The following is a 13506-nucleotide window of genomic DNA, read 5'->3' on the forward strand; positions in this document are numbered from 1 at the left end:
GATGAATCAAAAAGCAATCGTACTAGATGAACAAGCAATTGGGCGTGCCTTAACAAGAATAGCCCATCAAATTATTGAAAAAAACAAAGGAATAGATAATTGTGTTCTTGTTGGCATTCGCACAAGAGGCATTTATATTGCTGAACGTCTTGCTGCAAAAATAGCAGAAATTGAAGGGAAGCCAATCGCGGTAGGTGAGTTGGATATTACACTCTATCGTGACGATTTAACAAAGAAAACAGACAATCAAGAACCGCTTGTAAAAGGTTCAAATATTCCAGTTGAAATCTCCGAAAAAAAGGTTGTCCTTGTAGACGACGTTTTATATACTGGCAGAACCGTCAGAGCAGGTTTAGATGCAATCATGGATCTTGGACGCCCAGCAGCAATTCAGTTAGCTGTCCTGGTCGATCGCGGACATCGGGAATTGCCAATCCGTGCTGACTATGTTGGAAAAAATATTCCGACATCAGGCAGCGAAAAAATTGTTGTTGAATTAACTGAAAAAGATCAAGTGGACCAAGTAAGTATTTTTGAAAATTAAATAACAACCCTTTTTAAATGCAGTCCCGTGAGGCTGTCAAAGGGGAAATCGCCTTCAGTATACATCTGTCGGAATTCCTATACCCCTTTGTGCCTACATGGTCAAAGGATTTTTTTTTGAAAACAAACACAAAATAATAAAGATATTACTGGAGGAGAAAAAATGAACAATAAACCTATCTTAGACGTAGCAGAGATCCCAAATCCAGTCCAATGGCTGACACTAAGCTTACAGCACTTATTCGCGATGTTCGGTGCGACGATCCTCGTTCCATACTTAGTAGGATTAAGTCCTGCCATTGCCTTAATCACAAGCGGGCTTGGAACATTAGCGTTTCTTCTCATTACAAAATTTCAGGTTCCTGCATACCTAGGCTCATCCTTTGCCTTTATTGTACCAGTGATAGCGGCAAAAGAAGCTGGGGGTCCAGGGGCGGCAATGGTTGGCGCTTTCCTGGCAGGGCTTGTATATGGAATTGTAGCCCTTATCATTAGTAGGGCAGGACATAGATGGATTATGAAATTACTGCCGCCAATTGTAGTTGGTCCAGTTATCATTGTAATCGGCTTAGCCCTTTCTGGAACGGCCGTTGATATGGCAATGAATAATTCTGCAGGAGAGTACAGCATGCTCCACTTTTCAGTCGCACTCGTAACCTTAGCAGCGACAATTATCTTCTCAATATATGCCAAAGGAATGTTAAGTATTATCCCAATATTAGCCGGGATTGTGATCGGATATATCTACGCATTATTCGTCGGAATTGTCGATTTTCAACCAGTACTGGATGCAAAATGGTTTGAAATGCCCGAGTTTATCATTCCGTTTGTAAGCTATGAGGTAAAAGTGACATGGGACATTGTCGCTCTAATGGTTCCAGTTGCCGTTGTTACCCTTTCTGAACATATTGGGCACCAGCTTGTGCTTAGTAAAGTCGTTGGACGTGATTATATTAAAGAACCAGGTTTACATCGCTCGATTCTAGGTGATGGCATGGCTACAATGATTTCTGCCCTAATTGGCGGTCCGCCAAAGACGACGTACGGAGAAAATATCGGTGTATTAGCTATCACGAGAGTTTACAGTGTCTATGTAATCGCAGGAGCCGCAGTACTGGCAACGATCTTTGGGTTTATTGGAAAAATGACTGCATTAATTGGAACAATCCCAACACCTGTTATGGGAGGGGTATCAATTCTGCTCTTTGGAATCATTGCATCTTCTGGCCTAAGAATGCTAGTTGACAGCAAAATTGATTTCGCCGATAAACGCAACCTTGTTATTTCATCTGTTATCCTTGTCGTTGGAATCGGTGGCGCAGTTGTCAAATTGGCTAACAATTTCCAAATTGAAGGAATGGCCTTAGCGGCAATACTTGGTGTATTGTTAAACCTCATTCTTCCAGGAGCGCAACCAGTAGATGAAAATATGTTTGAAGAAACTGCTGTGAATGATAAACAGAATATAGCATAAAGATTACCTTTTAAAGAAGTCCAGAGAGGCTTATAAGGGTGTAATAGTAAGTGCCATTAGAAAATAATGGTCTTAGTATAGATTTATACACCCTGGTCAATTGATCAGGGTTATTTTTATACAAAAAATGAAGGGTGGCAGAACATGTTAAATCACTTATTAACCACGAATGAATTAAAAGTGGAAGAGGTTTATCAAATCTTAGCTGATGCACAAAGTTTTGCTGATGGTATGAAATGGCGTCCGGAAGGTCAGATGTATGCTGCTAACTTGTTTTTCGAAGCAAGTACAAGAACTAAATGCAGCTTTGAGGTTGCAGAGAGAAGAGTTGGTATGGGTGTCATTCCATTTGAAGTTCAAACCTCGAGTGTTCAAAAGGGAGAGACGCTATACGATACCGTTAAAACGCTAGAATCCATCGGGGTAAATGCAATCGTCATTCGTCACGGGCAGGACCGTTATTTTGACGAACTGGTAGGGAAAGTGAATGTACCGATTATTAATGGCGGTGATGGATGCGGCCATCATCCAACACAATCACTGCTTGACCTGTTAACGATCCATCAGGAGTTCGGGAAATTTGCTGGTCTGAAAATCGCCATTATTGGTGACATCAGTCATAGCAGAGTGGCGCGTTCCAATGCTGATTTATTAACAAGGCTGGGGGCAGAAGTAATCTTTTCTGGACCAGCTGAATGGTTTGATATTAATAGTCTAAGTTCATCAAGATTTACACCAATTGATGATGCAGTTGAGGAAGCTGATGTTGTGATGCTCCTTCGTGTTCAACACGAACGACATCAAAAGAAGGGTAGCTACTCTGCTGCAGAGTACCATCAACAATTTGGTCTTACATTGAAAAGGGAAAAGCAAATGAAAGAGAAAAGTATTATAATGCATCCTGCTCCGATAAATCGAAACGTTGAGATAGCTGATAGCCTAGTAGAATGCGAACGTTCTAGAATATTTAAGCAAATGGAAAATGGTGTATATGTAAGAATGGCGGTCTTAAAGCGATCCATCGAAAATATTGAAGGAGGAACGATATATGAAAATACTAATTCAAAATTCAAAGTACATAGCAGCTAATGGAGAAATAGATCAGTCTGATATTTTAATAGAAAACGGAAGGATAGTAAAAATTGAAAAGCAAATTAAAGACATTGTAGATAGAAAAGTGGATGCTACTGGGTTGCTTGTTTCACCAGGGTTTATTGATTTGCATGTTCATCTACGCGAACCTGGTGGTGAGAAAAAAGAAACGATTGCTACAGGTACCCTAGCCGCTGCTAGAGGAGGATTCACAACCTTGGCTGCGATGCCAAACACAAGGCCGGTTCCAGATTCAGAGGCTCAAATGAATTGGTTGCAAAAAAGAATTCAAGAAACTGCAAAGGTACGCGTTTTACCGTATGCCTCGATCACGATTCGAGAGCTGGGGCAGGAGTTAACAGATTTCGAGTCATTAAAAAAGGCAGGTGCATTCGCATTTACTGATGACGGAGTAGGGATTCAATCTGCGAATATGATGCTTGAAGCCATGAATAAAGCTGCAGCTGCAAATATGGCGATTGTTGCTCATTGTGAGGAGAACACGCTGATAAATAAAGGATGTGTACATGAAGGAACTTTTTCAGAAAAAAATGGTTTAAACGGAATTCCTTCAGTATGTGAGTCTGTACAGATTGCTAGGGACGTACTGCTTGCAGAGGCTACAGGCTGCCATTATCATGTTTGTCACATAAGTACAAAAGAGTCCGTAAGGGTGGTAAGAGATGCAAAACGAGCGGGTATCCATGTTACTGCAGAAGTAACACCACATCATTTATTATTAACAGAAGACGATATTCCAAATCTTGATACAAATTATAAAATGAATCCCCCATTACGTGCGGTTGCTGATAGAGATGCATTAATAGCAGGACTAATGGATGGAACGATTGATTTTATCGCAACCGACCATGCCCCACATACACTTGAAGAAAAAAGTGAGGGAATGAATTTAGCACCATTTGGCATTGTAGGGCTAGAAACGGCTTTCCCCCTTCTATATACTCATTTTGTTTTAACAAAAATTCTAACAGTCGAAGAACTAATTGGATATTTCACGATTAAGCCAGCAGAGTCCTTTAAGCTTCCATATGGGAAAATAGTTACCGGTGCACCAGCAGACATTGTCCTTTTAAATCTGAATGAAGAGCGTATGATCGATCCAGAGGAATTTCTATCTAAAGGTAAAAGTACACCGTTTAAAGGCTGGAAATGTAAAGGATGGCCAGAGATGACCATTTCAGAAGGTCAGATAGTTTGGGAAAAAGGATGTGTAAAAGTATGAAGGCGCAGCTCGTTTTAGAAGATGGAACAATTTTTATTGGAGACGGGTTTGGATCGCATATGGATACTATGGGGGAAGTTGTTTTTAATACTGGAATGACAGGTTACCAGGAAATTCTCTCGGATCCATCCTACTGTGGACAAATTGTCATGCTAACCTACCCGTTAATCGGAAATTATGGAATTAACCGTGATGATTTTGAATCAATTAATCCTGCCGTAAAGGGCTTTATTGTAAAAGAGGTAACAGATTTCCCATCCAATTGGAGGAGTGAAATTACAATCGATGAATATTTTAAAATGAAGAAAATTCCTGGGATTTCAGGGATTGATACACGTAAATTAACAAGAATCATCCGCCAATATGGGACATTAAAAGGAACCATTTGCAGTATTGAAAATGATCCGAGAGAAGTAGTAAGCAAATTAAGGCAAGCAAAACTTCCGATTGATCAAGTCAGGAGAGTTTCAACAAAAAATGCTTACCCTAGCCCAGGGCGGGGGAAAAGAATTGTTCTCGTTGATTTTGGAATGAAGCACGGAATTTTACGTGAATTAAATAAGCGTGGGTGTGACGTCATCGTTGTGCCTTATCATACAACTGCTGATGAAATTCTTCAGCTGCGACCAGATGGGATTATGCTCTCGAATGGACCTGGAGATCCGAAAAATGTTCCTGAAGGAATACACATGATAAAAGAGGTGTTGGGCAAGGTACCGATTTTTGGAATTTGCCTCGGACACCAATTATTTGCCCTCGCTTGCGGTGCGAATACTGCCAAAATGAAGTTCGGACATAGAGGATCCAACCATCCAGTAAAGGATTTATCTACAGGTAAGATTTCAATAACAGCCCAAAACCATGGTTTTACTGTCGAGGAAAAGTCAATAGAAAATACGAGGCTAACAATTACACATTCTGCCTTGAATGATGGGACAATTGAAGGGCTGAGGCATTTAGATTACCCAGCATTTACAGTGCAGTATCATCCTGAAGCATCACCGGGTCCTGAAGATACAAACGGTCTATTTGATCAATTTCTTGTCATGATTGAGTACGGAAATAAGGAGGTAACGACAATATGCCAAAACGTTCAGATATAAATTCTATTTTAGTTATCGGTTCAGGTCCGATTGTCATCGGTCAGGCTGCCGAGTTTGACTACGCCGGTACTCAGGCATGCATGGCTCTAAAAGAAGAAGGCTATCGTGTTATTCTCATAAATTCGAACCCAGCAACAATTATGACTGATACGGAGATAGCTGATGCGGTATATATCGAGCCATTAACAACCGAATTTATTAGCAGAATCATTCGCAAGGAGCGTCCAGATGCACTCTTAGCTACTCTTGGCGGGCAAACTGGTCTGAATCTTGCTGTTGAATTAGCCAATTCTGGAATTTTAGAGGAGTGCGAGGTTGAAATTCTCGGAACGAGGCTTTCGGCGATCAAGCAAGCCGAAGACCGTGAATTATTCCGTAACTTAATGAACGAGTTAGGGGAACCAGTACCTGATAGTGTAATTGTTCATCAAATGGAAGAGGCCCATAACTTTGTTGAAAAGGTGGGATTCCCAGTGATTGTCCGTCCTGCCTATACACTTGGAGGAACAGGCGGAGGCATTTGTCACAATCATAAAGAACTGGAAGAAATCGTCACATCAGGTCTGAAGAGCAGTCCGGTTCATCAATGCTTGCTTGAAAAAAGTATCGCAGGCTTTAAGGAAATTGAATACGAAGTCATGCGTGATTCGAATGATAACGCGATTGTCGTTTGTAATATGGAAAACATTGACCCGGTTGGTATTCATACAGGGGACTCGATCGTTGTTGCTCCTAGTCAGACATTAAGTGATCGTGAATATCACCTGCTTAGAAATGTTTCGCTGAAAATTATTCGTTCCTTAGGGATTGAGGGAGGCTGTAATGTGCAGCTTGCCCTTGATCCTGATAGCTATAACTACTATATCATCGAAGTAAACCCAAGGGTAAGTCGATCCTCGGCCCTTGCTTCAAAAGCAACTGGTTATCCAATTGCCAAACTTGCAGCTAAGATTGCTGTCGGTTTAACACTAGACGAAATGCTTAATCCGGTAACCGGAAAGTCCTATGCATGCTTTGAACCAGCCCTCGATTATATTGTCACTAAAATACCGCGGTGGCCATTCGATAAATTTGAATCAGGCAACCGCTCACTTGGAACGCAAATGAAGGCAACGGGTGAAGTTATGGCAATTGGCCGGACATTTGAGGAATCATTACTTAAAGCAATACGTTCACTAGATAATGGAAGCTATCATTTCCAATTAAATACAGCATCTGAAATAGATGATGAGCTGCTCGAGAAGCGTATTAGAAAAGCTGGGGATGAGCGTCTGTTCTACATAGCAGAGAGCTTAAAGCGCGGAGTTAGTATTAAAATGATCCATGAATGGAGCAATATCGATTTGTTTTTCCTGAAAAAGATGGAAGGGATCATTGAACTTGAGACAAGACTAACGGATACTCCTTTTACAACGGAAAATTTAAAAGAAGCGAAACAAAAAGGCTTTACCGATAAGAAGATTGCTGAATTATGGAAGAGTACAGAAAACGATATCTACCAATGGCGTCATGAAATGGGCATTGTCCCGGTATATAAAATGGTAGATACGTGTGCAGCTGAGTTTGAATCTGAAACACCTTATTTCTATGGCACATATGAGGAAGAAAATGAGTCAGTTGTCACTGCCAGGCAAAGTGTCATCGTTCTTGGTTCAGGTCCAATTCGCATTGGCCAGGGCATTGAATTTGATTATGCAACTGTCCATTGTGTAAAAGCAATTAAAGAGGCAGGCTATGAAGCGATTATCATTAACAACAATCCAGAAACAGTTTCTACTGACTTCAGCATTTCCGATAAGTTATACTTTGAACCGCTAACGATCGAAGACGTCATGCATATTGTCGAGTTGGAAAATCCGCTAGGAGTTGTGGTTCAATTTGGCGGGCAAACAGCGATTAACCTAGCTTCCCAGCTTGTTGAAAATGGAGTAAAAATATTAGGAACAAGTTTAGAGGACTTAGACAGAGCAGAGAATAGGGATAAATTTGAACATTCACTTGTGCAATTAAACATTCCTCAGCCCGTTGGTAAAACAGCATTATCGGTTGAAGAAGCCCTTATTATAGCTGATGAAATTGGCTATCCTGTCTTAATTCGCCCTTCCTATGTCCTTGGAGGCAGGGCAATGGAAATAGTTTATCATGAAAATGAACTGCTTCGTTACATGAAAAATGCCGTGAAAATTAACCCTGAGCATCCAGTCTTAATCGATTGTTATTTAACCGGAAAAGAAATCGAAGTAGATGCCATCTCTGATGGTAAGAATGTCCTCATTCCTGGAATAATGGAGCATATCGAACGAGCAGGGGTCCATTCAGGTGATTCGATTGCTGTCTATCCGCCGCAAACATTATCTGCTGAAATGAAGAAGAAGCTAGCCGAATACACAGAAAGGTTAGCATTAGGTTTGAATATTGTAGGCTTGTTAAATATTCAATATGTCATTTCAGACAACCAGATCTATGTCCTTGAGGTCAACCCAAGGTCGAGCAGGACCGTACCATTTTTGAGTAAAATTACGAATATCCCGATGGCTAAAATTGCAACGAAAGCTATTTTAGGAGTTTCATTGCTGGATCAAGGATATCGTTCAGGACTAATTGCTGAAAAGAATGAGGTCTTCGTAAAAGTACCGGTATTTTCATTCGCAAAGCTGAAAAGTGTTGATATCACGCTTGGACCAGAAATGAAGTCAACCGGAGAGGTTATGGGGAAGGATACTACACTTGAAAAGGCTCTGTATAAAGGATTGATTGCTTCGGGTATGAACATCCAAAAGTTTGGAACAGTCTTATTCACGGTAGCAGATAAAGATAAAGAAGAGGCACTACAGTTGGCGAAGCGATTTGCCGGGAACGGTTACCGATTAATGGCAACAAGTGGTACAGCTTCCGTTTTATCATCTGCCGGACTTGCAGTTAAGGTTGTCAGCAAAATTGGCTCAGAAGGAACAACTTTACTAGATATCATCCAGCATGGCAAAGCCCAGTTCATTATTAATACATTGACAAAAGGCAAGCAGCCAGAAAGTGATGGATTTAGAATTCGCCGTGAGGCTGTTGAAAATGGAGTCCCATGTTTAACTTCTCTAGACACAGCTGATGCTATTCTAAGGGTAATTGAATCAATGAACTTTTCAGCAGAGGCACTTGTACCAGAGTCTAAGGAGGTCGTCTTTGTATGATAAAAAAGGAATTATGCAGCATTGTCAGCCAAAAGGAAATCGCAGATGACATATACGAGCTGACAGTAAAAGCGGAATTGGTAAGCGAAATTGCAGCACCTGGACAATTTACGCATATTCGCGTTTCAGCTAATGGAGACCCGCTTTTAAGAAGACCGATTAGTATTTCATCGTTTGATCAAAAGAGCAAGCAATTCACGATGATTTATCGTAAGGATGGCATTGGAACTACCTTACTAGCTAAATTAGAACCAGGAATAACAATTGATATTCTTGGTCCATTAGGCAACGGCTTCCCTGTTAATGAAATGAAGGTTGGTGAAACAGCGCTGTTAGTGGGTGGAGGGATCGGTGTCCCCCCGTTATATGAGCTATCCAATCAGTTGAAGGCCAAAGGAGTAAAGGTAATCCATGTACTTGGCTTTCAAACAGAATCGGCCGTTTTTTATGAAAGGGAATTTTTGGAAAATGGTGAAACTTTTGTTGCAACTGTGGACGGTTCTTATGGGAATCGCGGTTTTGTTACAGAAGTCATTAAGGATTTAAGTTTTGATTGTATGTATGCATGCGGCCCTATTCCAATGTTAAAAGCATTAGAACAAGCCTATCCAAAAAAGAGAGTATTTTTATCCTTAGAAGAACGGATGGGCTGTGGTATTGGGGCATGCTTTGCTTGTGTTTGCAGGAGTGCGAAGGATCCGCTGGGAGTTTCATATAAAAAGGTGTGCAGCGATGGACCAGTTTTCCGTGCCGGGGAGGTACTGATATGAGTCGGTTAGATTTAGAACTACCAGGCTTAAAATTAAAGAATCCAATTATGCCCGCTTCTGGCTGTTTCGGGTTTGGCCGTGAGTACAGTCAATTCTATGATTTAAGTGTCCTTGGCGCAATCATGATAAAGGCAACGACTGTCGAGCCCAGATTTGGGAATCCTACACCGCGAGTCGCCGAAACATCCTCAGGGATGCTTAATGCGATTGGATTGCAAAATCCAGGTCTGGAAAAAGTTTATAACGAAGAATTGCCATGGCTCGCACAACATAACGTTCCGATTATTGCCAATGTTGCGGGGTCATTAGAAGAAGAGTATATCGAGGTTGCAAGAGAAATTTCTAAAGCAGCGAATGTTCAAGCCCTTGAATTAAATATCTCCTGCCCGAACGTAAAGACGGGCGGGATTGCATTTGGTACAATTCCAGAGGTTGCAAAGCAATTAACCCGTAAAGTGAAGGAAGTATCGCAGGTGCCTGTGTATGTGAAGCTTTCGCCGAATGTCACCAATATTGTTGAAATGGCAAAAGCAGTTGAAGCGGGCGGTGCTGATGGTCTGACGATGATTAACACGCTTGTCGGGATGAGGCTTGATTTAAAGACGGGTAAGCCAATTTTGGCTAATCGGACGGGCGGCTTATCCGGTCCCGCAATAAAACCAGTTGCGATACGGATGATTTATGAAGTAAGTCAAGCGGTTAACCTACCGATTATTGGTATGGGTGGGATTCAATCTGCTGAAGATGTAATTGAATTCTTTTATGCAGGGGCAAGCGCCGTAGCTGTAGGAACGGCTAACTTTGTAGACCCATTTGTATGCCCAACGATAATTGAAGAGTTACCGCAGCTGCTAGATAAATTAGGTTATGAACACATCAGTGAATGTAAGGGAAGGAGCTGGAATGCGGGTGGACAACTCACTCATCATCGCGCTTGATTTTGCAACAGGTAAAGAAGTAGTAGGTTTTTTAGAGCCTTTCGAGGATCGAAAGCTTTTTGTTAAAGTGGGCATGGAGTTATTTTACCAGGAAGGTCCTTCTATTGTTCATAGATTAAAAGAATCAGGTCATCTGATATTTCTTGATTTAAAGCTTCATGATATCCCAAATACGGTAAAACGTGCAATGACAGGACTTGCTAGATTAGAATGCGATCTAGTCAATGTACACGCAGCAGGGGGAAAAGAAATGATGGAGGCTGCCATCGAAGGCTTGGATGCGGGGACCGCTGCAGGAAGGAAACGGCCGAAGTGTATCGCTGTCACACAATTGACCAGTACCTCTGAAGAACAAATGAAAAATGATCAGCTTATCCCTGTTTCGCTCACTGAATCGGTTTTGCACTACGCTTCGTTAACGAAAGAATCGGGTTTAGATGGAGTAGTTTGTTCAGCATGGGAAGCTAGTTATATCAGAGACAGGATTGGCAGCCCATTTTTAACGGTTACACCAGGAATTCGTATGGAAAATGATCATATCGGTGACCAGAAACGTGTCACTACACCACAATTTGCTAAAAGTGCAGGGGTGAGCTCCATCGTGGTTGGGAGATCGATAACAAGGGCAGCAGAGCCTGTTAAAAGTTATGAAAAATGGCTAGATGCATGGAAGGGAGTTCGTCAATGAAACATATGATTGCTGAAAAACTACTAGAAATTAATGCAGTGGAATTGAAACCGAATGAGCCATTTACATGGACATCAGGATTACGCTCACCTATTTATTGTGATAATCGTCTTACCCTATCCTATCCAGCAGTTAGAAGAGAAATTGCAAAGGGTTTACAAATGCTTATACTTGAAAATTTCCCTGAGGCGGAAATTATCGCTGGAACCGCAACAGCTGGAATTCCACATGCGGCCTGGGTCAGTGAGCTTTTGGATTTACCAATGTGTTATGTTCGTTCAAAGCCTAAAGGTCACGGAAAAGGAAATCAGATTGAGGGCAGAGTCGAAGCGGGAAAAAAAGTAGTGGTTGTCGAGGATTTAATTTCCACAGGTGGAAGTGTGATTACAGCGGTTCAAGCACTACGGGAAGCTGGCTGTGACGTGTTAGGTGTTGTATCCATCTTTACATACGGGCTGAAGAAGGGTGAATTAGTGCTTAAAGAAGCTGGGATTAAAAGTGCGTCACTAACTAATTTTACAGCTTTAGTAGAGGCGGCGAATGCTAAAGGAGACATCAGCAGTGAGGAGCAAGAAAGCCTGCTGTCATGGAGCAACGATCCAACCGAATGGAGCAAACAATACGTTTAGCTTAAATTAAAAAGTTCCCGGAAACCGGGAACTTTTTAATTTTTCTTTAATTGTAAAACCATTTCTTCATCAGGAGTAACATAAACAGTTTGCTGATTGTCATAAATCACAAATCCTGGTTTTGCCCCATTAGGCTTCTTCACGAAGCGAACCTTGGTAAAATCAACGGGCACAGAGCTTGAATTTCTTGCTTTACTAAAATATGCCGCTAGCATCGCTGCTTCTCGAATGGTCTCCTCCGTTGGTTCTTTACTGCGTATGACAACATGTGAACCAGGAATATCCTTTGTATGGAGCCAAATTTCGTCCCTTGCAGCAAGCTTATTCGTCAAATAGTCGTTTTGTCTATTATTTTTCCCAACAATAATATCAATCCCGTCTGAGGAATGGAAATGATCGAGCACAGGCTTGGCGGTATTTAACTTTTTGGCATTTCGTTTTTGGCGGCCTCGGATATACTTGCCTTCAATTAACTCTTCGCGAATCTCTTGGAGATCCTTCGGTGACGCCGTTTGTACCTGCTGCAAGAGATTTTCGAAATACGCAACCTCGGCACTGGCAAGTTCAATTTGTTCCATAACAACAATTACAGCAGTTTTGGCTTTCTGGTACTTAGAAAAATACCTTTGCGCATTTTCTGAGGGTGTCCTGCGCGGATTCAGTGAAATGATCACGGTACCTTCTAATTCATCATAATAATCAAGGACTTCTATTTCTTTCATCCCTTTTTTTACAGCATATAGATTAGCAGTAAGCAGTTCCCCGAAGCGCTGAAATTGATCTGCCTTCTCTGCCTCTATGAGAGTATCCTGCAATTTTTCAATCTTCTTTTCATTTTTTTCCTTTTCATTGATAATTAATCTCTCAATGTCATTTCCTTGCTGCTTTACACGGTCACGCTCTGCTTTCCCAAAATAATAACGATCGAGCATTTCGCTCAAAGAATTGAAGGTTTTACTATCGCCGATTACATGTCCAAGTGGGAAAAGGTAATATGTATCCTTCCCGCCTGCAGACATGATTGCGGGGGATAAATCACCTGTCCTGATTCTATTTATAAGGGTCATGAATGTATTTGGTACTGTCGTTCGATTGGCAAGACCGCTTTGAAAAATAACTTCCTTCGCGAATAACGGAGAGGTTCCTGCAAAGTGTTCAACAATCTGACGATCCAGCTTACCGCTATTAAAATCAAGCGATGTTAAAACATCTCCTTCAACTGCCTGGAAAGGATTTTGTTTATTTTGTGCTGGAGGAAAGACGTAAGGCTGTCCCGGCTGGATTGCACGAAAGCTGTTCACTGCAAATGAAACATGCTTAATACTATCAAGGATGAGATTGCGTGTCTTATCAACAATTACGATATTACTATGCCTTCCCATGATCTCAATAATTAACTGTTTATAGCTAATATCGCCAATTTCATTACGTCCTTTAATTTCAAAAATAATCATCCGATCATTTTCAACTTGGTATAAATCCTCGAGTATGTATCCTTCGATATGTTTTCGGAGTAGCATACAAAACATTGGCGGTTCGCTTGGATTTTCATATGATTCTTTGGTTAACTGTACCCTTGCGTAGCTGGGGTGTGCCGATAATAGGAGCTTTTGGTTTAATCCGTTTGCACGGATGGTTAAGATTACTTCATTTTTATAGGGCTGGTGAACTTTGTTTATTCTCCCGCCTTTTAAGGCAAGAGACAGTTCATTAACCATTGCTTTTGTAAATAAACCATCAAATGACATGAAAAACATCCTTTACTACATTCATATATATATTAATTTGCTCTTATAAATGGCTGTTGATTTCCGCTCCAGGCACTTCGCTTTCCGCGGGCG

Annotated in this window: 11 protein-coding genes; 10 read left to right on the forward strand and 1 reads right to left on the reverse strand. The window is 41.3% G+C overall.

The genetic code is table 11. The features are described from left to right. Nucleotide 1: 1 nt before the first annotated feature. The 10 genes from pyrR (at nt 2) to pyrE (ending at nt 11665) form a co-directional block, all read left to right on the forward strand. On the forward strand, nt 2-544 hold the full coding sequence (gene pyrR / locus NSS81_RS20780; protein ID WP_342430534.1) for a bifunctional pyr operon transcriptional regulator/uracil phosphoribosyltransferase PyrR: 543 nt from the start codon (nt 2-4) through the stop codon (nt 542-544). Between the two features lie 162 nt (nt 545-706). Beyond that, on the forward strand, nt 707-2017 hold the full coding sequence (locus NSS81_RS20785; RefSeq protein WP_342430535.1) for a solute carrier family 23 protein: 1311 nt from the start codon (nt 707-709) through the stop codon (nt 2015-2017). A 144-nt stretch (nt 2018-2161) separates the two neighbouring features. Next, nucleotides 2162-3106, forward strand: a complete 945-nt coding sequence (locus tag NSS81_RS20790) for an aspartate carbamoyltransferase catalytic subunit (protein WP_342430536.1) — start codon at nt 2162-2164, stop codon at nt 3104-3106. After that, nucleotides 3066-4352 carry a dihydroorotase gene (locus NSS81_RS20795; RefSeq protein ID WP_342430537.1) on the forward strand — a complete coding sequence of 429 codons (1287 nt, stop codon included), beginning with the start codon at nt 3066-3068 and terminating at the stop codon, nt 4350-4352. The genes NSS81_RS20790 and NSS81_RS20795 overlap by 41 nt, the downstream gene beginning before the upstream one ends. Next, nucleotides 4349-5455, forward strand: a complete 1107-nt coding sequence (locus tag NSS81_RS20800) for a carbamoyl phosphate synthase small subunit (RefSeq protein WP_342430538.1) — start codon at nt 4349-4351, stop codon at nt 5453-5455. Before NSS81_RS20795 ends, NSS81_RS20800 begins: the two co-directional genes overlap by 4 nt. After that, on the forward strand, nt 5434-8640 hold the full coding sequence (gene carB / locus NSS81_RS20805) for a carbamoyl-phosphate synthase large subunit (protein ID WP_342430539.1): 3207 nt from the start codon (nt 5434-5436) through the stop codon (nt 8638-8640). The genes NSS81_RS20800 and carB overlap by 22 nt, the downstream gene beginning before the upstream one ends. Further along, on the forward strand, nt 8637-9410 hold the full coding sequence (locus NSS81_RS20810) for a dihydroorotate dehydrogenase electron transfer subunit (protein ID WP_342430540.1): 774 nt from the start codon (nt 8637-8639) through the stop codon (nt 9408-9410). The genes carB and NSS81_RS20810 overlap by 4 nt, the downstream gene beginning before the upstream one ends. Next, complete coding sequence (locus NSS81_RS20815) at nt 9407-10348, forward strand: dihydroorotate dehydrogenase (RefSeq protein ID WP_342430541.1); 942 nt, start codon at nt 9407-9409, stop codon at nt 10346-10348. Before NSS81_RS20810 ends, NSS81_RS20815 begins: the two co-directional genes overlap by 4 nt. After that, nucleotides 10320-11036 carry an orotidine-5'-phosphate decarboxylase gene (gene pyrF, locus NSS81_RS20820; RefSeq protein WP_342434096.1) on the forward strand — a complete coding sequence of 239 codons (717 nt, stop codon included), beginning with the start codon at nt 10320-10322 and terminating at the stop codon, nt 11034-11036. Before NSS81_RS20815 ends, pyrF begins: the two co-directional genes overlap by 29 nt. Further along, nucleotides 11033-11665 carry an orotate phosphoribosyltransferase gene (pyrE, locus tag NSS81_RS20825; RefSeq protein ID WP_342430542.1) on the forward strand — a complete coding sequence of 211 codons (633 nt, stop codon included), beginning with the start codon at nt 11033-11035 and terminating at the stop codon, nt 11663-11665. The genes pyrF and pyrE overlap by 4 nt, the downstream gene beginning before the upstream one ends. Nucleotides 11666-11700: 35 nt before the next feature. On the opposite strand, the gene NSS81_RS20830 is transcribed toward pyrE, so the two are convergent. After that, on the reverse strand, nt 11701-13413 hold the full coding sequence (locus NSS81_RS20830) for an NFACT RNA binding domain-containing protein (protein WP_342430543.1): 1713 nt from the start codon (nt 13411-13413) through the stop codon (nt 11701-11703). Between the last annotated feature and the right edge of the window lie 93 nt (nt 13414-13506).

It is taken from the genome of Neobacillus sp. FSL H8-0543, from assembly GCF_038592905.1.
In the GTDB taxonomy this organism is placed as follows: Bacteria; Bacillota; Bacilli; order Bacillales; family Cytobacillaceae; genus Neobacillus.